This is a genomic window from Massilia sp. Root351, from assembly GCF_001425045.1.
GTDB lineage: Bacteria > Pseudomonadota > Gammaproteobacteria > Burkholderiales > Burkholderiaceae_D > Rugamonas.
Map to the genome: position 1 here is coordinate 19,939 of NZ_LMDJ01000005.1, position 20,587 is coordinate 40,525.

The window sequence follows — 20,587 nt, forward strand, 5'->3', positions numbered from 1 at the left end:
ATCAGTGGCAAGGCCGGTGCGGCAGCGCGTGGATGAATTCCGTCACCGCCCCGGCCAGCGCCGGGGCCAGCGGCAGCGCCGGGTTCGAATAGGAAGCCATCTGCCGGGCCGGGTCCGCAGGCACCTGCTTCAGCACATGGTTCATGCCGTCCACCATCAGCAGCCGCGCAGCCGGATTGGCTTTTGCCAGCATTGCGGCCTGCCGGGTATCGACCTGGATATCCGTCGTGCCTTGCGCCACCAGCAGCGGCATCTTCAGCCTGGCGAATTCCTGTGCCGGCACATACTTGAACCACGACGCCATGTAGGGCTGCACGCCGGGACGGTAGAAGGCCTGGAGCTGCGGCGGCAGTTTGCCGGGCCGCCGGCCCCGTTCGAGCGCCGTGAGTATCTTGTCGTTGGCCCGGGCCAGCTCGGGCGGCAGCTTGGGATCAAGCTGGCCGCGCAGCAGCGTGGATGCGCGTTCGGCAGGGCCGGATAGCGAGATGAAGCCATCGGCGCCTGCCTGGCGCGCCGCCAGCATGCCGATCAGCGAGCCTTCGCTGTGGCCTATCACGGTAACCGACGCATAGCGCCCCTCTTGCCTTAGCTGCCTCACCCAGGCGGCGGCGTCCTCCGTATAGGATTCAAAGCGCAACTGCGCCTCGTTCGCCCCTGCGCGCACGCTCGCGCCGATGCCGCGCTTGTCGTAGCGCACGCTGGCAATGCCGGCCTCGGCCAGCGCCTGCGCCAGCATCTTCAGGCTGTTGTTAGCGCCGGGCAGCAGCTTGCTGTTGCCGTCACGGTCCGTTGGCCCGGAACCGGCGATAATCAGCGCGGCCGGTACGCAGCCCAGCGGCAAAGGCACCATGAGCGTGCCCTGCACTTCGCCGGTCGGCGTGGACAGCGTGGCCGCGCGCGGCAATGCGGTGTGCGGGCTTGCGCCCGCTGCGCGCTCCGGCACCTGCCCGGCGCCGTTGGCGGAAGCGGCTGCCAGCGCCAGGCACAGCGCCAGGCCTGGCACGCCATCCAGCTTCACCGGCCGGGAGGCGGCCCCCGCCAGCCGGTTTTCGCCGCCGCTCATGGCCGCGACAAATCAATGCCGTACAGCGCCAGCCCCTTGCCGGCGCCATCGTCGGCCTGCAACTGGGTGACATTGTCCAGCCCCGCCGCGCGCGCCAGATCGAACTTGCCGGGCGCCGAGTGGAACACCACCGGGCCTTGGGTCCTGACCGGCGCGAAACGCCAGCTGCGCGCCGCGCCGTGGCTCGCGCGCTTGAGCGACCTGGTGCGCTGGACGTAGGCGATCAGCACGTCGCGGTTGGCGTCGGGCGAGGCGAAGACGGTGCTGCTGCCGTCCACGCCGGGGAAACCGCCGCCGCCCGATGCGCGGTAGTTGTTGGTCGCCACCAGGAACTCCTGCGCGTCCCGCACCGGCTTGCCCCGGTAGCTCAGGTCGCGGATGCGGCGGCCCTGGGGCTGCGTCACGTCGATGCGGTAGCTCACGTCGGGGCTGGTCAGCATGTCGAAGTTGTAGCCGGCGAAACCGGAATTGACCAGCTCCTGCGGTGCAGTCTGCGACGGATCGATCGTGTTGAAACGGCTGGCAGCCTTCTCCAGCCAGGCTTTCAGCCCTGCGCCGTCCACCTTGACGCCCGATAGCGTATTCGGATACAGGTACAGGTCTGCCGCATTGTTCAGCGCGATGGCGCCTTGCTTCACGTCCGTATAGTCACCCGGGCCGGCGGCGCCGGACTTGAACGGCGCGGAAACCGACAGCACCGGCAGCTGCGCGTACTGCGGCAGGTTGGCGCGCACATAGTCGGCAAGATAGGCGGCCTGCGCCTCGTTGACGGCCTGCACCGCGCTCACGTCGCCCACGTCCGCGAAATAGGAAGTCATTGGGAAATCGGTGCTGCCGAGCGGGGTCTGCACATAGCGGATGGTGGCCGCATGCTCCGCCGCCACCAGTTCGGCGATGGCCGGATCGGCCGCTACGTAGCGCTTCGCCGCAGCGCCGCCAGCCATTTCGCCCGAGGCCGGCGCCGGCTGCGCCGGCAGCAGCGTGCTGCGCGCCTCTACCGTGGTCTGCGCCTTGTCCACCAGCCAGCGCTGGCCGTCGCGCTTCAGGCGCAGGCCGATCACGCCCAGGTGCTTGCCCCACAGGCTGGCCATCACGGTCGGCACGCCATGCACCGTCCCTTTCGCCTTGTCGACGCCGGGCAGGTTGAACGGCGCCGAACTGCTGGCCGGGTTCGGAAACGCCTCGTGCGCATGCCCGAGCAGCATGGCGTCGATCCCCGGCACCTGGGCCAGGTACAGGCCGGCGTTCTCCATCTGCGGCGTGTACGGCGCACCATCCAGCCCGCCGTGCAGGATCGCCACCACGATGTCGGCGCCTTGCGCCCGCATCTGCGGCACGTACTTCAGCGCCGACTCGCGCACGCCCTCGGCATACACGCGCCCCTCCAGCCAGCGCTTGTCCCAGCCCAGGATGCCCGGCGGCGTGAAGCCGATGATGCCGACTTTCACGCGCGCCTGCAGCGGCTTGCCGTCCGCACCGGTGGCCTCAATGCGCTTGTCCAGGATGGCGAATGGCTGGAACAGCGGCCGCTTCGTCTTGGCACTGTAGATATTGGCCAGCACCAGCGGAAACGAGGCGCCTGCGCAGCGCGGGGCGGCAGGATCCACGCCTTCCACGTCGAAGCGGGCGCCGGTCACCTGGCTCAGGTACGGCAGGCCATAATTGAAGTCGTGGTTGCCCAGCCCGCCGCCTTCCACACCCAGCCGGTTCAAGGCTTTGTAGACCGCCAGCGTTTCGCCGCAGCCCACCGGCGCCGCCAGCGCCTGGTAGTCGGCCAGCGCCGTGCCCTGGATCGTGTCGCCGTTGTCGAGCAGCAGCGTGTTCGGGAACTCCGCGCGCGCCTGCCGGATCAGCGTGGCCGTGCGCTCGACACCCAGCGACGCATCCGGCGCCAGTTTGTAATAGTCGTAGCTCAGCACGTTGGCATGCAGGTCCGACGTCTCCAGCAGTGCCAGCGTGGCCTGCGCGCCGTCCGGCGCGGCGGCCGGCAATCCGGCATGCGAACCTCCCGGCGGCGTGGCGCAAGCGGCCAGTTGAATGAACACAAATGAAGGCAGGAGTCGGCGCATGGCGGCTGGGCGGGCAAAGCAAGGGTTTCAGAAGCGACCGATGATACGCGCCGCCCAGTTCGCTCGCAATGGTTCCCGTGTTCTTCGCCCGATGCGGCATGAATCAAGGCGGCGCCATTCTCTTCCATGCCGTGCGTGCGGCCATCGTGCGCTCGAACCAGTTCCTGACAGTCTCCCAGGAGAAGTTGCACCACCTGCTGCGCGCTACGAAACAGCGTTTCGAGCAGCAACTGCAGGAAAACCTGCTTGCGGTGCTGTGCGAGCCGGGCGAAGAGCTTACCCGCCATCTGCGCGGCACCCTGCTCGAAATGATCGACATGCCGGCCCGGCATGGCGGACAACACGCGTAGCCACGACTAAGGGGAGATGCGACCAAGCTGCTGCTGTCCCGCCTGCTGCTGGGGCTGAGCCTCAATGCCAAACCTGACGTGCTCCTTGTGCCGTGACAGGGGCATACACTCGTCATTATTGCCAATTAGTCAAGGAGCTCATCATGCAAATGAGAACCGAAGAAACCATCTGAGGCAGCGCCCTGCGCGGCACGGCGGCCAAGCCCGTGCCGCCGGCGGCGCGCGCAGTGAAATGCGCTATAAGGGCTTGCGTCCTCTAGGGTATAATCCAAGGTTTGATTACACCACTAGAAGACCAAGATCATGGAAGCCGAACGCATCAACGCCCTCTCCGCCCTGCTCGCCGATCTGACGACCCGCGAAGCCGAACTTCGGAGGTATCTTTGACTTCACTGTCAAGTCGGAGAAACTCGAGCAAGTAAACGAAGAACTGGAAGACCCCAGCGTCTGGAATGACCCGAAACGCGCCCAGGACCTGGGCCGCGAAAAGAAGGCGCTGGAAGCCATCGTCCACACCCTGACCAAGGCTGACGCCGACCTGAAAGACATGGCCGACCTGTTCGCCATGGCCAAGGAAGAAGGCGACGACGACACGCTGGAAGCGGTCATCGCCGACACCGAAGAGATCAAGGCCGTCATCGAGGGCATGGAATTCCGCCGGATGTTCAACAATCCGATGGACCCGAACAACTGCTTCATCGACATCCAGGCCGGCGCCGGCGGCACCGAAGCCCAGGACTGGGCCTCCATGCTGCTGCGCCAGTACCTGCGCTATTGTGAGCGCAAGGGCTTCAAGGTCGAGGTGATGGAACAGTCCGACGGCGAGGTGGCCGGCATCAAGACCGCCACCCTGAAGGTCGAGGGCGACCACGCCTACGGCTATCTGCGCACGGAGACCGGCGTGCACCGCCTGGTGCGCAAGTCCCCGTTCGACTCGGCCAACGGCCGCCATACCTCGTTTACGTCGCTGTTCGTGTACCCGGAAGTGGATGATTCGATCGACATCGAGATCAACCCGGCCGACCTGCGCATCGATACCTACCGCGCGTCCGGCGCCGGCGGCCAGCACATCAACAAGACCGACTCCGCGGTACGCCTGACGCACGGCCCGTCCGGCATCGTGGTGCAGTGCCAGAACGACCGTTCGCAGCACCGCAACAAGGCCGAGGCGATGGACATGCTGAAAGCCAAGCTGTACGAACTGGAACTGCGCAAGCGCATGAGCGAGCAGCAGAAGCTGGAAGACTCCAAGACCGACGTCGGCTGGGGCCACCAGATCCGCTCCTACGTGCTGGACCAGTCGCGCATCAAGGACTTGCGCACCGGCTTCGAAACCGGCAACACCAAGGGCGTGCTGGACGGCGACCTGGACGAGTTCATCTCGGCATCCCTCAAGCAAGGCGTCTAATGGCTCAGGCATCCCGCGCGTTCATCTTCGACATGGACGGCACCATCGTCGATAACATGGCCTTCCACACCAAGTCGTGGCTGGCCTTCTTCGAGCGGCGCGGCCACGCGCTGGACGCGGACGAGTTCTTCCGCGCCACGGCGGGCCGCCAGGGCCATGAAATCATGCGCAGCTACCTCGGCGAGCACATCACCAAGGAAAGCAGCGCGGAGCTGGATGCAGAGAAAGAAGCGCTGTACCGCGAGCTGTACGGCCCGCACCTGGCAACCGTGCCCGGATTCGACCAGCTGATCGCAGGCGCCAAGGCCGACGGCGTGGCGCTGGCCGTGGCCACCGCGGCCCCGAACGACAACATCGTCTTCACGCTGGACGGGCTGGATCTGCGCAAGCATTTCAACACTGTGGTCGGCGCGGCCGACGTGGCGCGCGGCAAGCCGAATCCAGACGTGTTCCTGCTGGCGGCCGAGCGCTGCGGCGTGCCGCCCGAGCATTGCATCGTGTTCGAGGACGCGCCGCTGGGCGTGGAAGCGGCACGCCGCGCCGGCATGCGCGCGGTGGTGCTGACCACCACCCTGCCGGCCGGGGCCTTTGCCGAATTCGACAACGTGATCTGCGTGGCGCGCGACTTCAGCGAGCTCAATATCGCTGAACTCTTTGCAGCTGAAATTAATTAATCTACTAAATACAATCATGACTACGGATAACCAAGAACAAGCAGCCGCCCCGCAGGACGAGAACAAGATCATCGCCGAGCGCCGCGCCAAGCTGGCCGCCATCCGCGAACAGGGCGTGGCCTTCCCGAACGACTTCAAGCCGCAGCACAAGGCTGCGGACCTGCACATCCAGTACGGCGAAAAGACCCGCGAAGAGCTGGAAGCCACTCCGGTGGAAGTGGTGCTGGCCGGCCGCATGATGCTCAAGCGCGAAGCCGGCAAGAAGGCTGCCTTCGCCACGCTGCAGGATTCCTCCGGCGCCAAGGCCGACGGCCGCATCCAGATCTACGCCACGCTGGACCTGACGGGCGAAGCGGCCATGGCTGCGCTGCACCACTACGACCTGGGCGACATCCTGGGCGTGACCGGCACCCTGTTCAAGACCAAGACCGACGAACTGACCATCAAGGTCACCGAACTGCGCCTGATCACCAAGTCGCTGCGCCCGCTGCCGGACAAGTTCCACGGCCTGGCCGACCAGGAAACCAAGTACCGCCAGCGCTACGTGGACCTGATCATGAGCGAGGAAACCCGCCGCACCTTCAAGGCCCGCACCGCCGCCATGTCGTCGATCCGCCGCTTCATGGAAAAGAACGAGTTCATGGAAGTGGAAACGCCGATGCTGCACACCATTCCAGGTGGCGCCGCAGCCAAGCCTTTCATCACCCACCACAACGCGCTGGACATGCAGATGTACCTGCGCATCGCGCCCGAGCTGTACCTGAAGCGCCTGGTGGTGGGCGGCTTCGACCGCGTATTCGAGATCAACCGCAACTTCCGCAACGAAGGCGTGTCGATCCGTCACAACCCTGAATTCACCATGATGGAGTTCTACGCGGCCTACACCGACTACAAGTGGCTGATGGACTTCACCGAAGCCGTTATCCGCCAGGCCGCCGTCGACGCGCACGGCACCGCCACCCTGACCTACGGCGGCCGCGAGCTGGACCTGGCCAAGCCGTTCCACCGCCTGACCATCGTGGAAGCGATCAACAAGTACGCGCCGGGCTACACCGAGGCGCAGTTGAACGACGCGGAATTCATCAAGGCGGAACTGAAGAAGTTCGGCGTCAAGCCGCACGCGCACTCGGGCCTGGGCGCGCTGCAACTGGCGCTGTTCGAAGAGACCGCCGAGTCGCAGCTGTGGGAACCGACCTACATCATCGACTACCCGGTTGAAGTGTCGCCGCTGGCGCGCGCCTCGGACACCCGCGAAGGCATCACCGAGCGCTTCGAGCTGTTCATGGTGGGCCGCGAGATCGCCAACGGCTTCTCCGAGCTGAACGACGCGGAAGACCAGTCGGCGCGCTTCCTGGCGCAGGTTGCCGCCAAAGAAGCCGGCGACGACGAAGCCATGTTCTACGACGCGGACTACATCCGCGCGCTGGAATACGGCATGCCGCCGGCCGGCGGCTGCGGCATCGGCATCGACCGCCTGATGATGATCATCACCGATTCGCCGAACATCCGCGACGTGCTGCTGTTCCCGCACCTGCGCAAGGAAGACTGATCGGGGACCGATCTTCCGACGCACGCAAGAAGCCGCCCGGCCAGCAAGCCCGGCGGCTTTTTTTTACGTCCGTTTGCGCCGTCTCAGCAGGCAGCCGGGTTCGCTTGACGCACGACAGGGCGCGGCGCAGCATGGGGCAATGAACGGGCCGCCCACCAGGGAAGAGATCGACGCCAAGCTGGACAATGTTCGCATGTCCGCCGAGGTCTTCTTTGCCCGCATGGACGCACGCTGCGCCCGCATGGAAGCAGAGCTAAGCGCGTTCAAGGCGGAAATGGATGTGAGACTTGCGGCGTTCGAAGCAAGACTCGAGGCGAAACTCGACGCAAAGCTCGCCGCCCCGTACAAGGCCATGATCATCACGGCCATCACCTCTACGCTCACCATCATCCTCGGCGTGGGCGCCATCAACGCGACGGTGTTCACCGGCATGCTGGCCGGGCTCGACAAGGGCGAGGAACTGGGCGCCATGTACACCAAGCTCGGGCAACGCATGGTGGAGCAGGATGCGCAATTCAACCAGATGATACTGAAGCAGCGCGAGGACTTTGCGCGCCTGGAAGCCAGGCAGCGCGAGGAGTTTGCCCGCCTGGGCGTCAAGCAGCGCGAGGAATTCGCGCGCATCGACGCCAGCCTGGACGCGCGCTTCGCGGAAGAAAGGGCCGAGCGCGCGCGCCAGCGGAACCGGCGCGCGCCCGGGCCTTAGGCAGCTGTTACTGGACGATGCGGTAGCAAGGCGTGTATGCCTTGCCGGCCAGCTTCATCCGGCTTTGCGCCACGAAGGACGCCAGCAGCGAGTCCATCGGCCCCATGATGGACGGGTCACCGTGGATTTCGAAGTGGCCGTACTTCTCGATGGCGCGAATACCCTCGTCCTTCACATTGCCAGCCACCACGCCCGAAAACGCCCGGCGCAAGTTGGCCGCCAGCAGGTGCGTGGCCTGGTTTTTGTGCAGGCTCAGGTTGCGCATGTTCTCGTGCGTTGGCGCGAACGGCTTCTGGAATTCCTGGTCGATTTTCAGCGCCCAGTTGAAGTAATAAGCGTCGCTGCGCGCCTTGCGGAATTCGCGCACTTCCTTGATGCCGGCCTGCATTTCGCGCGCCACCAGTTCCGGGTCGTCCACGATGATCTTGTAGCGCTTCTGCGCCTCGGGGCCCAGTGTGTCGGCGATGAACTGGTTGATCTGCACGAAATACTCGCGCGAGGTTTCCGGACCGGTGAACACCAGCGGGAACGGAATATCCGCGTTCTCCGGGTGCAGCAGGATGCCGAGGATGTACAGGATCTCCTCCGCCGTACCGGCGCCGCCCGGGAACACCACGATGCCATGGCCGGCGCGCACGAACGCCTCCAGCCGCTTCTCGATGTCCGGCATGATGACCAGGTCATTGACGATGGGGTTGGGCGACTCGGCCGCGATAATGCCCGGCTCGGAAATGCCCAGGTAGCGGCCCTGGTGCGTGCGCTGCTTGGCGTGGCCGATGGTGGCGCCTTTCATCGGCCCCTTCATCGCACCGGGACCGCAGCCGGTGCAGATGTCCAGACCGCGCAAGCCCATCTGGTAGCCCACTTCTTTCGAATAATTGTATTCCGCGCGGTTGATCGAGTGGCCGCCCCAGCACACCACCAGGTTCGGGTTCAGGTGTGGCTTCAGCACGTTGGCATTGCGCAGGATGTGGAATACCGCGTCGGTAATGCCGTCCGTGCGGCTCAGGTCGAACTTCGGATTGTCCGTCACTTCATTGCTGACAAAGACGATATCGCGCAGCACCGCAAACAAATGCTCGTGGATGCCTTTGATCATCTTGCCGTCGACGAAGGCGATGGCCGGCGCGCCCTTGATGTCGAGCTTGATACCGCGCTCGCGCTGCATGATGTTGATGTCGAACGACTTGTAACGCTCCAGCAATTCCTTTCCATCGTCGATAGTGCTACCGCAGTTCAGCACCGCCAGGGCGCAGTTGCGGAAGATGTTGTACAGCCCGCCCTTGCCGGAATCGAGCAACTTTATGACTTCCGCCTTGGAAAGCACTTCCAGCATGCCTTCAGGGGAAATGAGGGTATCGACAACGTCATGTTCCATGGTGCCATTCCTTTTCTAGATCCACACAACAAATCTACAACGCAACTCTTGAGCTTGCGACACCAATATACGACAACTCCAGCGCTTTGGGGCCGGAGTTTGATAGGGAACGCCTATCGCTTAGCCCGCGCTCGTTGCGAGTTTAGCCATATTGCTGCGGCGCAGCAAGCTAATTGCTGGACATAAGTGCGCGGTAGATTAAAATGGCGCCCTGTTGGGACTCGGACCACCGGCAACCACGCTACAAGCGCGCTTGCTTAGTCCGGTCCCATATTTTTTTATCTAATCAAAAAATTTTTCAGGAGAAGCCGCATGAGCGGTGCAACTACGCAGAGCCCGGAAGTCAACCTTCCCGAGTTCAAACAGATCCTGGGCCATCCGGCCCCGCTGTGGATGCTATTCATGACCGAGTTCTGGGAGCGCTTCGCGTTCTACGGCATCCGGTGGGCATTAGTGCTGTACATCGTGGCCCAGTTCTTCGGTGGCGACGCCGCCGGCCAGGCCAGCGCCAACCTCACTTACGGCTCCTACCTGGCCCTGGTGTACGCGGCGGCGCTGTTCGGCGGCTACGTGGCCGACCGCGTGCTCGGCTACCAGCGCTCGATCCTGGTAGGCGCCGTGTTCATGGCGGCCGGCCTGTTCGCCATCGCCATCCCGGACGACACCATCTTCAAGATCGGCCTGGCCACCATCATCGTCGGTAACGGCCTGTTCAAACCGAACATCTCGACCATGGTCGGCAAGCTGTACAGCGTAGCCGATCCGCGCCGCGATTCCGGCTTCACCATCTTCTACATGGGCATCAACACCGGCGCGCTGATCGCCCCGGTGCTGACCCAGGTGCTGGCCGAGCAAGTGTTCGGCGTCGACGGCATGCCTTCCTACAAGGTAGTCTTCATGGCCGCCGGCGTGGGCATGATCATCAGCCTGATCTGGTTCTTCATCGGCCGCGCACAGCTGAAAGGCATCGGTGCGCCCGATCCTGCCGCCATGGGCATGGGCCGCGTGCTGTACGTGGTGCTGGGCGCCCTGGCCGTGATCCCGGTGGTCTACCTGCTGCTGGCAGTGGGCGCCGCCAAGCTGCAAGTGGTGCTGACGGTGCTGTTCCTGATCCTGGCCGCCATGCTGATGATCGAAGGCTTCCGCAACGGCGCCGTGGCGCGCGACAAGGTCATCGCCATGATGGTGATCTTCACCTTCAACATCATGTTCTGGATGTTCTTCGAGCAGGCCGGCAGTTCCTTCACCTTCCTGGCCGATAACATCGTGCGCCGCGACTTCGGCGGCTGGACCTTCCCGACCGCCTGGTTCCAGACCGTGAACTCGATCGCCATCATCGCCTGTGCGCCGATTGTCGCCACCGCCTGGGTGATGCTGGCCAAAAAGAACGCCAATCCGTCCATCCCGCGTAAGTTCGGCCTGGGCATCCTGTTCAATGCAGCCGCCTTCGGCCTGCTGTGGTTCTCGCTGTCCTCGCTGGTTGGCGCCGACAGCAAGATCCCATTCTGGACCCTGTTCATGGTGTACGTGATCCAGTCCGTGGGCGAGCTGTGCCTGTCGCCTATCGGCCTGTCCATGGTCACCAAGCTGGCCCCTACCCGCCTGGTAGGCCTGGGCATGGGCGGCTGGTTCCTGTCCACCGGCATCGGCAACAACCTGTCGGGCATCTTCGCTTCCCACGCCTCCGGCGAAAGCGGCATGTCGGTCACCACTGCACTGTCGGCCTATACCCAGGGCTTCTGGATCCTGATGGCTGGCGGCGTGCTGCTGTTCCTGATCGCACCGCTGATCCAGAAACTGATGCACGGCGTGAAGTAAGCGTGGTTTGAACTTCCGCGCACCATGAGAAACGGCAGCCCAGGCTGCCGTTTTTTTATGCCTGCAAGGGATGCAAGGCCATCCATTCCGTCAGCCGCGCGCCCGCGCCGGGCGGCACGTGCAACCCGAGCTTGGAGCGCCGCCACAGGATGTCATCGGCCGTCGCGGCCCATTCGTAGCGGCGCAGGTAGTCCACTTCGGCCTGGTACAGCGCCGGCTCCAGTTCCGGCCCCATGTCCTCCAGCTTCACGCGCCCGGCCAGCAAGGTGTGGATGCGCGTGCCGTACGCGCGCGCGTAGCGCGCCACCAGGGTACGCGGCAGCCACCGGTACTGCTGCAGCAGCTTGTCGCGCCACTCGTCGTAGCGCAGCACGGCGCAATTTTGCGGCGTGTCGCCGTACAGGTCGCCGCCCGGCAGGCAGGCCTTGGCCGTCCATCCCGGCTTGCGGTTGTCCAGCGCCTTGCACAGCAGGTCCACCGCTTCCTCGGCCAGCTTGCGGTAGGTGGTGATCTTGCCGCCGAAGATGCTCAGCAGCGGGGCCTGCCCAGCGCCATCGCCACTGTCCATTTCCAGCCGGTAGTCGCGCGTGACCGCCTTGGCGTCCTGCGCCTCGTCCTCCACCAGCGGCCGCACGCCCGCGTAGCTCCACACCACGTGCTCCGGCCGCACCGGCGCCTTGAAATACTGGCTGACCAGCTCGCACAGATAGGACACCTCCTCGGCGTCGATCGCGACCCGGTTCGGGTCGCCCTTGTAATCCAGGTCGGTGGTGCCGATCAGCGTGTAGTCCTGCTCGTAGGGAATGGCGAACACGATGCGGCCGTCGCGGTTCTGGAAGATGTAGGCGTGGTCGTGCTCGAAAATGCGCTTGACCACGATATGGCTGCCCTTGATCAGCCGCAGGTGCTGGCTGCGCCGCTGCGGCAGCGCCTGGCCCAGCAGGCTGGCGGTCCAGGGACCGGCCGCGTTGACCACGCCGCGCGCGCGCACTTCGGTTTCCGCACCGTCCGGGCCGCGCAGGGTGGCGTACCAGCTGCCGCCGTCCTCGCTGCGCCGCAGCGCGGTGCAGGCGGTGCGGGTCTTGACGGCGGCGCCGTGCATGCAGGCGTCCATGGCGTTCAGCACCACCAGGCGGGCGTCGTCCACCCAGCCGTCCGAATACACAAAACCGCGTTTGAACTCGGGCTTGAGGGGCCGCCCCGCCACATGGCAGCCCAGGCGGATGCCGCTGGAGCCGGGCAGCAGCTCGCGCTTGGCCAGGAAGTCGTACAGGAACAGGCCGGCGCGTATCAGCAGCGCAGGCCGCTGGCCGGGCGCGTGCGGCATGACAAAACGCAGCGGGCGCATGATGTGCGGGGCGGCGCGCAGCAGCACTTCCCGCTCGATCAGCGCCTTGCGCACCAGCGAGAATTCATAATATTCGAGGTAGCGCAGGCCACCGTGTATCAGCTTGGTGGACGCGGAGGAGGTGTGCGACGCCAGGTCGTCCTTCTCGCACAGCACCACGCACAGGCCGCGCCCCGCAGCGTCGCGCGCTATCCCGGCGCCATTGATGCCGCCGCCTATCACCAGCAGATCGCACTCCATGTCGTACCGCACAGCCGTCATTGCCTAGTCATCCGATGTGTTGCGTAGGATAAAGATACGCCATTTATGAAGAATCTGGCAACCCCTGATATGCATATCCGCTCTACATGCTCCCGCCGGCGCCACACGAACAGGCTGTCAGCGCGCGCTGCATCTCTGCCATCTCGTCCACCAGCCAGGCGCGGAAACGCTCGATCTTGGGCAGGCGCTCCTTGTTGATGTTGACCAGGAAGCGGTAGCCGGAATGGTAGCTGATGGACCGGCCGGCGATCATGTGCAGGTCGCCCTTGCGCAAGTCCTCGTAGACGATGCTGAACGCGGCCAGCGCCACGCCCTGCCCGGCCACGGCCGCCTGCGCCAGCACGCCCCAGTGGCTATAGCCGCGCGAGACGCTGTAGCCGCCCCGGGGCAGTCCGTTGGCGGCCACATAGCGGTCCCAGTGCACATTGCTGCCCTCGTCCAGCAAAGGCAGGGTGCGCAAATCGGCCAGCGTAAACTCGCTGCGCCCGGGCGGCAGGATGTCCGGACTGTAGACCGCCACCAGCCGCTCATCGAACAGGATGGTGGGATCGCCCGGCTCGTAGGCGCCATAGCGGATGGCCACGTCCACGCTGTCGTCTTCCAGGCTCACGTTGCGGTCGTTGGCGTGCAGGCGGATGTCCAGGTCCGGGTGCAGCCGCGTGAAGTGGGTCAAGCGCGGCGCCAGCCATTTCAGCGCGAACGAATGGGTGCTGGAGATACGCAGCACGCATTCCTCCCCACTCTTCTGCAGCGCCGCCGCCTTGGTGCGCAGCTCGCCCAGCACGCGCGCCACGGTGGCCGAAAAATCGCGCCCTTTCTCGGTCAGGGCCACGTGGCGCGGGTGGCGCAGGAACAGCGCGAAGCCCAGTTCCTCCTCCAGGTTCTTGATCTGCTGGCTGACGGCGGCCGGGGTCTTGTGCAGCTCCTCCGCCGCCAGCTTGAAACTGCCCCAGCGGGCGGCGGACTCCAGGTCGATCAACCCCGACAGGCTGCGCAGCGGCTTGGCCATGCAAACTCCATGAATTAGTTTAACTTGTTCTCAGACTGGCAATTTTCTCGTTTGATCGCCCATCCGCCAGGCGCGACAATGATTCCACACAAACAGGAGATTATCATGCACAAGAATATCTTGGTGATCGGCGGCACGCGCTATTTCGGAAAATTGCTGGTCCAGAAGCTGCTGGCGGCCGGCCACCGTGTCACGCTGGCCACGCGCGGCCGCACTGCGGACAGCTTCGGCAGCCGCGTCCAGCGTATCCTGATAGACCGCCGCGACCATGCCGCCATGCGCGCCGCCTTTGCCGGCAGCCAAGGCTACGATATCGTGTATGACCAGCTGTGCTACACCCCGCTGGACGCCGCTATTGCCGTCGAAGTCTTTGCAGGCAAGGTGGAGCGCTACGTGATGGCGTCCACCATCGAGGTGTACCGGCGCTTGCTGGGCCGCCAGGAAGACCCGTTGACGGAGCTGGACCTGGACCTGCGCACCGTGCGCGTCGACCTGGACTGCCCGTGGAACGACCCGCTGGTGGCCGACGAGAACTACGCCGAGGGCAAACGCCAGGCCGAAGCGGTGCTGTACCGCAGCGGCAAGCTGCCGGTGGTGACGGTGCGCTTCGGCCACGTGCTGGGCGGCGACGACTTCACCGGCCGCCTGGCGTACTACGTGGCGCTGGCGCAATCGGGCCAGGCGCTGCTGTACGCCAACGCCAGCGCGGCCAGCTCCTTTATCAGCGCGGACGCGGCCGGCGACTTCCTGCTGTGGGCCGGCCTGCAGGACTTCCTCGGCCCGGTGAACGCGGCCGGCAACGGCGCCCTGTCGGCGCTGGACCTGCACCGCCGCGTGGGCGCGGTGCTGGGCGAAAAGGTGCGCGCGCTGCCGCTCACCACGCAGGCGGGCTTGAGTCCGTTCGACTATCCCTTCCCCTTCGTCATGGACACGGCGCGCGCCGCCAGCCTGGGCTACCGCTTCGGCGACACCGCCGGCTGGCTGGACCTGGCCATCCACCAGCTGCAGCCGGAGCTGGTGTGCGGCCTGCCGGCCGGCGCGGTCAACGTTCGGCTGGCGCCGTCCGCCCAGCCGCAGGATGCCTGCATGGCCTGACCCAGGACGGGGAGTTCAGCGCTGGGCTCAGCGCTTGAAGACCACGCCGTCCTTCATCACAAACTGCACCTGCTGCAGCACGCGGATGTCCTTCAGCGGGTCGCCGCTGACGGCGACGATGTCGGCGGCGTAGCCCGGTTCCACGGAGCCCAGGCGGCTGCCCTGGTTCAGCAGCTCGGCCGCGTTCAGCGTGGCCGAGCGGATCGCTTCCAGCGCCGGCATGCCCGCTTCCACCATGTAGGCGAATTCCCTGGCGTTCTCCCCGTGCGGGAAGACACCCGCGTCGGTGCCGAAGGCGATCTTCACGCCGGCCTTGTAGGCCTTGCCGAAGGTGGCCTGGATCAGCGGCCCGATGGCCGCCGCCTTGGGCCGCACCATCGGTGAAAAGAATTCCGGGTCCTTGGCCTTCTCCGCCACGTAGCGCCCGGCGCTGATGGTGGGCACGTAGTACGCGCCGTGCTTCTTGAACAGCGCGATGGCCTCGTCGTCCATATAGCTGCCATGCTCGATCGAATCCAGCCCGGCACGCAGCGCACGCTTGATGCCTTCCACGCCGTGCGCGTGCACCGCCACGCGGAAGCCATAGTCCTTGGCGGTGGCCGCGATGGCTTTCAATTCCTCGTCCGTGAACTGCGAATTCTGGCCACTGGCGGCCTGGCTCAGCACCCCGCCGGTGGCGGTAATCTTGATCAGGTCCGCGCCTTCCTTGTAGCGCGCGCGCACCGCTTCGCGCGCCTGGTCCGGACCGTTGATCACGCCGTCGTACGGGGTCGGATGGCCGACCGCCTTGCCCAGTTCACGCGACAGGCCGTTGGTGCCGTCGCCGTGGCCGCCGGTGGTCGCAATGGCGGTGCCTGAGGTGTACATGCGCGGGCCGGGAATGGCGCCGCTGTTGATGGCACGCTTGAGCGACACGTTCAAGCCGTCGCCGGCGCCCAGGTCGCGCACCGTGGTGAAGCCGGCCTTCAGCGTGCGCTCGGCATAGGCCACCGAACGGTAGGCGTCGTCCGCCACGTCCTGGCTCAGCTTCATGCGCAGCGTTTCCACCTCCTTGTGCGACTCGCCCGTCAGGTGCACGTGCATGTCGATCAGGCCGGGCAGGCAGGACTGGCCGCTCAAATCGATATCGCCCTTGGCGGCGCCGGTGGGCGCCACCGACTTGACCACGCCGTTGTCGATCACCACGCTGACGCGCTCGCGCCAGACGCCGGCCTTGACGTCCAGCAGGCGGCCGCAATCGACGGTTTGGACGGCGGCGCCGGCAACGGCACCATTCAACAACAGCAGCAGACCCAGGGCAGACTTGGCGCGCATGGATACATTCCCGTAAAGTTTAACGAGCGGCAAGCGTAGCATAAGTACCATCGAATGCGAATGGGCGCGCTCCCCGTTGGACTATAATTGCCCGCATCCGCACAAGCTGCGCAACCATGAGTACCTGTTTTGACTGCCAACACTCCTGCATTGCCGAAGTGGCTCAACCGCCGCAATCTTATCCGCACCGCCGCCGTGGGCGGCATCGCCGCCGCGGCGGGCGCCGTCCTGCTGGGCGCCTACATGGTGCTGTTCATCGGCCCCAACCTGCCCGAGCTGGACGCCGTCACCGATTACCAGCCCAAGATCCCGCTGCGCATCTACACGGCAGACAATGCCCTGATCGGCGAGTTCGGCGAAGAACACCGTGACTTCGTCGCCATCAAGGACGTGCCGGAGCTGATGAAGAAAGCCGTCCTCGCCATCGAGGACAAGCGCTTCTACGACCACGGCGGCATCGACTGGATACGCGCCATGGGCGCGCTCAAGTCCAACCTGCGCGGCAGCTTCCGCCAGGGCGGCTCCACCATCACCATGCAGGTGGCGCGCAACTTCTACCTGACGCGCGACAAGAAACTGGGCCGCAAGATGACCGAGGTCATGCTGTCCTATAAATTGGAAGGAGAGCTCAGCAAGGACAAGATCCTGGAGCTGTACCTGAACCAGATCTACCTGGGCCAGCGCTCTTACGGCTTCGCCAGCGCCTCGCAGGCCTATTTCAGCAAGTCGCTGAAAGAGCTGTCGGTTGCGGAAACGGCGATGCTGGCCGGCCTGCCGCAAAATCCGGCGCGCAACAACCCGGTGGCCAATCCCAAGCGCGCGCGCCTGCGCCAGCACCTGGTGCTGAAGGCCATGCGCGACCAGGGCGTCATCACCGCGGCGCAGTACGAGCAGGCGCTGAAGGAAACCTTGCACATCAATCCGAAAGGCCAGGAGTTCGACGTGCACGCCGAATACGTGGCCGAGCTGGCGCGCCAGGCGGTGTACGAACAATACAAGGAAGAGTCGTACTCGCGCGGCATCAGCGTCTACACCACCATCCTGAAGGCGGACCAGGAGGCGGCCTATGAATCGGTGCGCCGCAACGTGCTGAACTACGACCAGCGCCACGGCTACCGCGGCCCGGAAGCCTTCATCGACCTGCCTTCTGATCCGGATGAGCGCGAGGACGCCATCGACGAAGCGCTGCAGAAGCGCCGCAGCAGCGACCGGCTGATCCCGGCCGTGGTGCTGGCCGCATCGCCCAAGAGCGTGACGGTGGAGACCATCGACGGCGAGGAGCACGAGATCACCGGCGACGGCCTGAAGCTGGCGGCGCCCGGCCTGGGCGAGAAGGCCAAGGCCGGCCTCAGGCTGCGGCCCGGCGCCATCGTGCGCGTATCGCAAGTGGATAAGAAGCGCTGGGCGATCACCCAGGTGCCGCAAGTCGCGGCGGCCTTCGTGTCGCTGGATTCGGCCACCGGCGCCTACCACGCCATGGTGGGCGGCTTCGACTTCAACCTGCATCAGTTCAACCACGTTACCCAGGCCTGGCGCCAGCCCGGCTCCTCGATCAAGCCCTTCGTCTATTCGTCGGCGCTGGAAAAGGGCTACTTCCCCGGCACATTGATCAACGACGTGAAACTGTCCGACACCGGCGTGGACACCGGCGGCTGGGACCCGCAGAACGACGACAACGTCTACGACGGTCCCATCTCCATGCACGTGTCGCTGGCCAAGTCGAAGAACGTCACCTCGGTGCGCCTGCTGCGCGCGGTGGGCGTGCCCTACGCGCACGGTTTCCTGGACAAGTTCGGCTTCACGCCGTCCAGGCATCCGACCAATTTGACCATGACGCTGGGCACCGGCGCCGTCACGCCGCAGCAACTGGCCGGCGCCTATTCGGTGTTCGCCAACGGCGGCTACCAGGTGCAGCCTTACCTGATCTCGCGCATCGTCGACGGCAACGGCAAGGTGCTGTCCGAGACCAGGCCGCAGCAGGCGGCGCAGGAAGCCAACCGCGTGCTCGACCCGCGCAACGCCTTCATCACCGACACCATGCTGCGCGAAGTGGTACGCAGCGGCACCGGCGCGCAAGCCGGCGCGCGCCTGGGCCGGGCCGACCTGGCCGGCAAGACCGGTACCACCAACGACGCGGTGGACGGCTGGTTCGCCGGCTACGGCGGCGGCGTGGTCGGGGTCGCGTGGATGGGCTACGACGATCCGAAGTCGCTGGGTGGGCGCGAGTTCGGCGCCACCCTGGCCATGCCGATCTGGATCGACTACATGCGCGTGGCGCTGCAAAAGGCGCCGCCGCGCGAACGCCCCGTGCCCGAAGGCGTGGTGCAGGCCGAAGACGGTTCCTGGATCTACGCCGAATACCTCAACGACAATTCGGTGCGCACCATCGACCTCGATGGCCAGCCGCCGGCGCCGGTGCAGGAACCGGGCGCCACCAACGTCCAGCCCACGCCGGTACAACCGTAACGGAGGAATGGCCCGCAACGCTGGCACAAAAAACAACGTTCCGCCGGCTTGCCGGGCCAAGCACATGGCCTGGCGAGCCAAACCGGATCGGCACGGCCATGCACCCAAGTGCCCCCCCAACCGCAATGCTACATTTTGAACCGGGCCCAGGCCCGGTTTTACATTTCCGGCCACATAAAAATCAATCGAATCGGAGACAAAATGAAGAAACGCTACTGGAAGTCGCTTGCGCTGTTCCTGATCACCCTCATGGCCCTGCCCGCACCGTCCTGGGCCCAAGGCTACACCCAGACCAAGTATCCCATCGTGCTGGTGCACGGCCTGTTCGGCTTTGACAGCCTGGGCCCGGTGGACTATTTCTATGGCATCGCCTCCGGCTTGAGCAGCGGCGGGGCCAGGGTCTACGTCACCTCGGTTTCGGCATCCAACAGCACCGAAGTGCGCGGCGAACAGCTGCTGCTGCAGGTCAAGCAGATCCTGGCCGCCACCGGCGCCGCCAAGGTCAACCTGATCGGCCACAGCCACGGCGGCCCCACCTCGCGCTACGTGGCCTCGGTGCGGCCCGACCTGGTGGCCTCGGTCTCCAGCGTGGGCGGCGTAAACAAGGGCTCCAAGGTGGCCGATGTGCTGGTCGGCGCGGTGCCCAACGTGACCTACGACCTGGCCAATGCGCTGTCCGGCCTGATCAGCCTCCTGTCCGGCAGCCCCACCCTGCCGCAAAGCTCGCGCGCCGCCGCCGAGTCGCTCAGCACCGCCGGCACGCTGGCCTTCAATGCGCGCCATCCGCAGGGGGTGCCAACTTCGGCCTGCGGCGAAGGCGCCTACCAGGTCAACGGCGTGCACTACTATTCCTGGAGCGGCGCCAAGCCATGGACCAACGCGCTCGACGCGGCCGATCCCTTCCTGGCCGTGACCGGCCTGGCCTTCAACGGCGAGAAGAACGATGGCCTGGTTGGCAGTTGCTCGAGCCGCCTGGGCCGCGTGATCCGCGACGACTACGCGCTCAACCACCTGGACGAGGTAAACCAGCTGATCGGCATCACCAACCTGTTTGAGACCAATCCGGTCACGCTGTTCCGCCAGCACGCCAACCGCCTGCAGGGCCAGGGCCTGTAAGGAGCGCCGCCATGAACGCGACACGCTCCCGCCTGCGCAAGTTCCTCCGTCCTGCCGCAGCTGCCGGGGCAATGCTGGCCGTGCTGTACCTGGCCTGGCCGCCGCAGCGGCCAGCCGGCCCCGCGCCGGCGCCGCCGCAGGCCGACCATTTCGCGTTCGTGCGCTCCATGGAAGGCACCCGGCCGGACGGCCAGGTCAAGACCGACAGCGCCGAGCGGCTGCTGGTGGACGCCGAACTGGGTTACCTGTTCGACTACTACCTGGCCGGCCTGGGTGAGAAGGACCTGCTGGCGGTGCGCACCGAGATCGAACGCGAACTGGACCGCCGCCTGCGCCCGGCGCCTGCCGCCGAAGCCAAGCGGCTGCTGGCCAGCTACCTGGCCTACAAGCGCGCGCTGGCGGACGTGGAAGGCCGCCTGCCCAACAGTGCCGACATGGCCGCCGGCGCGCGCGCCCGGCTGGCCGCCATGCAGCAACTGCGTCCGCACTATTTCACGCCGCAGCAAATCGCCGGCCTGTTCGGCGGCGCGGACGCGCAAGCGGCCGACACCATTGCGCGGCTGGAGCTGGCCGCCGACCGCAGCCTGACCGAAGCCGAGCGCCAGGCCCGCGTGGCGGCGCTGGACCAGCAACTGCCGCCGGCGCTGCGCGAACAGCGCGCCGCACCCACGCGCGTGCTGCGGCTGGAGCAATCAGTGCAGCAGCTGCGCGCGCAAGGGGCGGGGGACAATGAAATCTACCGCCTGCGCTCGGCCGCCCTGTCGCCCGAAGCCGCCTCCCGCCTGGCCGAAGTGGACCGCGAAGACGCGGACTGGAAGCGCCGCATCGCGCTCTACCAGGCCGAACGCCGCCAACTGGCGGCAGCCGCCGCCGGTCCCTCGCCGCACCGGGCGCAGGTCCTGCGCGATGCCTATTTCAAGCCCGAGGAACAGCGTCGCCTGGGTGCATACGAATAGCCAAAAA

General features: G+C 65.6%; 16 protein-coding genes. 10 read left to right on the forward strand and 6 right to left on the reverse strand.

Features of this window, described 5'->3' with window-relative positions:
• Position 1: 1 nt before the first annotated feature.
• Both ASD15_RS09395 and ASD15_RS09400 read right to left on the reverse strand, forming a co-directional pair.
• Positions 2-1,063 carry an alpha/beta hydrolase gene (locus tag ASD15_RS09395; protein WP_082551708.1) on the reverse strand — a complete coding sequence of 354 codons (1,062 nt, stop codon included), beginning with the start codon at positions 1,061-1,063 and terminating at the stop codon, positions 2-4.
• On the reverse strand, positions 1,060-3,132 hold the full coding sequence (locus ASD15_RS09400; RefSeq protein ID WP_057154589.1) for a bifunctional 2',3'-cyclic-nucleotide 2'-phosphodiesterase/3'-nucleotidase: 2,073 nt from the start codon (positions 3,130-3,132) through the stop codon (positions 1,060-1,062). The genes ASD15_RS09395 and ASD15_RS09400 overlap by 4 nt, the downstream gene beginning before the upstream one ends.
• 98 nt (positions 3,133-3,230) lie before the next feature.
• Here ASD15_RS09400 and ASD15_RS09405 point away from each other — a divergent pair, with 98 nt between their 5' ends.
• The 5 genes from ASD15_RS09405 to ASD15_RS09430 all read left to right on the forward strand — a co-directional run bounded on the left by ASD15_RS09405 (position 3,231) and on the right by ASD15_RS09430 (position 7,819).
• Positions 3,231-3,482, forward strand: coding sequence for a hypothetical protein (locus ASD15_RS09405; RefSeq protein WP_157200878.1), 252 nt, complete (start codon positions 3,231-3,233; stop codon positions 3,480-3,482).
• Between the two features lie 303 nt (positions 3,483-3,785).
• A protein-coding gene (gene prfB / locus ASD15_RS09415) for a peptide chain release factor 2 (protein WP_157200879.1) occupies positions 3,786-4,890 on the forward strand; the annotation gives its coding sequence in 2 pieces (ribosomal slippage) (positions 3,786-3,866 and positions 3,868-4,890; 1,104 coding nt in all).
• Positions 4,890-5,564 (forward strand): HAD family phosphatase, encoded by a 675-nt coding sequence (locus ASD15_RS09420; RefSeq protein ID WP_057154591.1) that lies wholly within the window; start codon positions 4,890-4,892, stop codon positions 5,562-5,564. The genes prfB and ASD15_RS09420 overlap by 1 nt, the downstream gene beginning before the upstream one ends.
• 16 nt (positions 5,565-5,580) lie before the next feature.
• On the forward strand, positions 5,581-7,113 hold the full coding sequence (gene lysS, locus ASD15_RS09425) for a lysine--tRNA ligase (RefSeq protein WP_057154592.1): 1,533 nt from the start codon (positions 5,581-5,583) through the stop codon (positions 7,111-7,113).
• A gap of 139 nt (positions 7,114-7,252) precedes the next feature.
• A complete protein-coding gene (locus tag ASD15_RS09430) occupies positions 7,253-7,819 on the forward strand; it encodes a hypothetical protein (RefSeq protein WP_057154593.1) in 567 nt (188 codons plus the stop codon).
• A 7-nt stretch (positions 7,820-7,826) separates the two neighbouring features.
• Here ASD15_RS09430 and ppnN read toward each other — a convergent pair whose 3' ends face one another.
• A complete protein-coding gene (gene ppnN, locus ASD15_RS09435) occupies positions 7,827-9,197 on the reverse strand; it encodes a nucleotide 5'-monophosphate nucleosidase PpnN (protein ID WP_057154594.1) in 1,371 nt (456 codons plus the stop codon).
• Between the two features lie 312 nt (positions 9,198-9,509).
• Here ppnN and ASD15_RS09440 point away from each other — a divergent pair, with 312 nt between their 5' ends.
• Entirely contained in the window at positions 9,510-11,015 is a 1,506-nt protein-coding gene (locus ASD15_RS09440) for a peptide MFS transporter (protein WP_057154595.1), read from the forward strand.
• A 55-nt stretch (positions 11,016-11,070) separates the two neighbouring features.
• Here the strand turns inward: ASD15_RS09440 and glpD are convergent, their stop codons facing one another.
• Both glpD and ASD15_RS09450 read right to left on the reverse strand, forming a co-directional pair.
• Positions 11,071-12,624 (reverse strand): glycerol-3-phosphate dehydrogenase, encoded by a 1,554-nt coding sequence (glpD, locus tag ASD15_RS09445; protein WP_057154596.1) that lies wholly within the window; start codon positions 12,622-12,624, stop codon positions 11,071-11,073.
• A gap of 82 nt (positions 12,625-12,706) precedes the next feature.
• The gene (locus tag ASD15_RS09450) at positions 12,707-13,633 is read right to left on the reverse strand and encodes a LysR substrate-binding domain-containing protein (protein ID WP_057154597.1); all 927 of its coding nucleotides are present in this window, start codon (positions 13,631-13,633) and stop codon (positions 12,707-12,709) included.
• 105 nt (positions 13,634-13,738) lie between these two features.
• Between ASD15_RS09450 and ASD15_RS09455 the strand changes: the two genes are divergently transcribed.
• Positions 13,739-14,728 carry an NAD-dependent epimerase/dehydratase family protein gene (locus ASD15_RS09455; RefSeq protein WP_082551710.1) on the forward strand — a complete coding sequence of 330 codons (990 nt, stop codon included), beginning with the start codon at positions 13,739-13,741 and terminating at the stop codon, positions 14,726-14,728.
• A gap of 27 nt (positions 14,729-14,755) precedes the next feature.
• Here the strand turns inward: ASD15_RS09455 and ASD15_RS09460 are convergent, their stop codons facing one another.
• Positions 14,756-16,042, reverse strand: coding sequence for an amidohydrolase family protein (locus tag ASD15_RS09460; protein ID WP_057154598.1), 1,287 nt, complete (start codon positions 16,040-16,042; stop codon positions 14,756-14,758).
• Positions 16,043-16,171: 129 nt separating this feature from the next.
• Here ASD15_RS09460 and ASD15_RS09465 point away from each other — a divergent pair, with 129 nt between their 5' ends.
• The 3 genes from ASD15_RS09465 (at position 16,172) to ASD15_RS09475 (ending at position 20,580) form a co-directional block, all read left to right on the forward strand.
• Entirely contained in the window at positions 16,172-18,508 is a 2,337-nt protein-coding gene (locus tag ASD15_RS09465) for a penicillin-binding protein 1A (RefSeq protein ID WP_057154599.1), read from the forward strand.
• 201 nt (positions 18,509-18,709) lie between these two features.
• A complete protein-coding gene (locus tag ASD15_RS09470; protein ID WP_057154600.1) occupies positions 18,710-19,624 on the forward strand; it encodes a triacylglycerol lipase in 915 nt (304 codons plus the stop codon).
• Between the two features lie 11 nt (positions 19,625-19,635).
• A complete protein-coding gene (locus ASD15_RS09475; RefSeq protein WP_057154601.1) occupies positions 19,636-20,580 on the forward strand; it encodes a lipase secretion chaperone in 945 nt (314 codons plus the stop codon).
• Positions 20,581-20,587: the final 7 nt, after the last annotated feature.

Excerpts from the sequence above, each read along its gene's own strand:
- ASD15_RS09395 (WP_082551708.1), bottom strand. The coding sequence starts at position 1,063 with ATGAGCGGCGGCGAAAACCGGCTGGCGGGGGCCGCCTCCCGGCCGGTG.
- ASD15_RS09400 (WP_057154589.1), bottom strand. The coding sequence starts at position 3,132 with ATGCGCCGACTCCTGCCTTCATTTGTGTTCATTCAACTGGCCGCTTGC.
- ASD15_RS09405 (WP_157200878.1), top strand. The coding sequence starts at position 3,231 with ATGAATCAAGGCGGCGCCATTCTCTTCCATGCCGTGCGTGCGGCCATC.
- ASD15_RS09420 (WP_057154591.1), top strand. The coding sequence starts at position 4,890 with ATGGCTCAGGCATCCCGCGCGTTCATCTTCGACATGGACGGCACCATC.
- lysS (WP_057154592.1), top strand. The coding sequence starts at position 5,581 with ATGACTACGGATAACCAAGAACAAGCAGCCGCCCCGCAGGACGAGAAC.
- ASD15_RS09430 (WP_057154593.1), top strand. The coding sequence starts at position 7,253 with ATGAACGGGCCGCCCACCAGGGAAGAGATCGACGCCAAGCTGGACAAT.
- ppnN (WP_057154594.1), bottom strand. The coding sequence starts at position 9,197 with ATGGAACATGACGTTGTCGATACCCTCATTTCCCCTGAAGGCATGCTG.
- ASD15_RS09440 (WP_057154595.1), top strand. The coding sequence starts at position 9,510 with ATGAGCGGTGCAACTACGCAGAGCCCGGAAGTCAACCTTCCCGAGTTC.
- glpD (WP_057154596.1), bottom strand. The coding sequence starts at position 12,624 with ATGACGGCTGTGCGGTACGACATGGAGTGCGATCTGCTGGTGATAGGC.
- ASD15_RS09450 (WP_057154597.1), bottom strand. The coding sequence starts at position 13,633 with ATGGCCAAGCCGCTGCGCAGCCTGTCGGGGTTGATCGACCTGGAGTCC.
- ASD15_RS09455 (WP_082551710.1), top strand. The coding sequence starts at position 13,739 with ATGCACAAGAATATCTTGGTGATCGGCGGCACGCGCTATTTCGGAAAA.
- ASD15_RS09460 (WP_057154598.1), bottom strand. The coding sequence starts at position 16,042 with ATGCGCGCCAAGTCTGCCCTGGGTCTGCTGCTGTTGTTGAATGGTGCC.
- ASD15_RS09470 (WP_057154600.1), top strand. The coding sequence starts at position 18,710 with ATGAAGAAACGCTACTGGAAGTCGCTTGCGCTGTTCCTGATCACCCTC.
- ASD15_RS09475 (WP_057154601.1), top strand. The coding sequence starts at position 19,636 with ATGAACGCGACACGCTCCCGCCTGCGCAAGTTCCTCCGTCCTGCCGCA.